Origin of the sequence: Corynebacterium sp. HMSC034H07, from assembly GCF_001815175.1 — a bacterium.
Lineage (GTDB): Bacteria > Actinomycetota > Actinomycetes > Mycobacteriales > Mycobacteriaceae > Corynebacterium > Corynebacterium hiratae.
Genome location: NZ_KV819535.1, coordinates 1 through 443, shown reverse-complemented (window position 1 = coordinate 443; position 443 = coordinate 1). Strand labels below are relative to the sequence as shown.

1 protein-coding gene is annotated in these 443 nt (G+C 58.2%); it reads right to left on the bottom strand.

Annotated features, from left to right (window positions below; translation table 11 throughout):
* Positions 1 to 37: 37 nt before the first annotated feature.
* Positions 38 to 443, bottom strand: a 406-nt coding sequence (locus HMPREF3009_RS13095) for an HNH endonuclease signature motif containing protein (protein ID WP_198531131.1), incomplete at its 5' end; no start/stop codon positions are given.

The following is a 443-nucleotide window of genomic DNA, read 5'->3' as shown; positions in this document are numbered from 1 at the left end:
CAGGTTACCGGCGCTTTTTGTGTTTGGTGGCCGAGTGTTAGCTGCTGTCGGGTGGTGGGTCCGGTGGCTGGGCTGGCGCTGTGGCTGCTTTTTCGGCGTTGAGTCTGGCGACTGCTTCTTGGTATTCCGGCATCGCGGTAATCGGTGCACCCCACGGTGGGATGAAGCTAACCCCGGTATTGAGTCGGTACATGTAGCCACGCCCGGTGGGCCTTGAAGGGTCGTCGTCGTTGATGCCGTTGTGGTAGGCGCACAGGAAGGTGAGGTTTTTAATGTTGGTGTAGCCACCCGCCTGCCACGGCACTAAATGATGGACTTGGCAGTAGTCAGCTGGCTTATTACAGCCGGGTCTGGAGCAGGTGTGGAATTCCGCATGGAGGGTAAGGCGTTGGTTGAGGTTTGCTCCACGCGATAGCCGCCAGGTGTTGATGGGTCCTTCAACA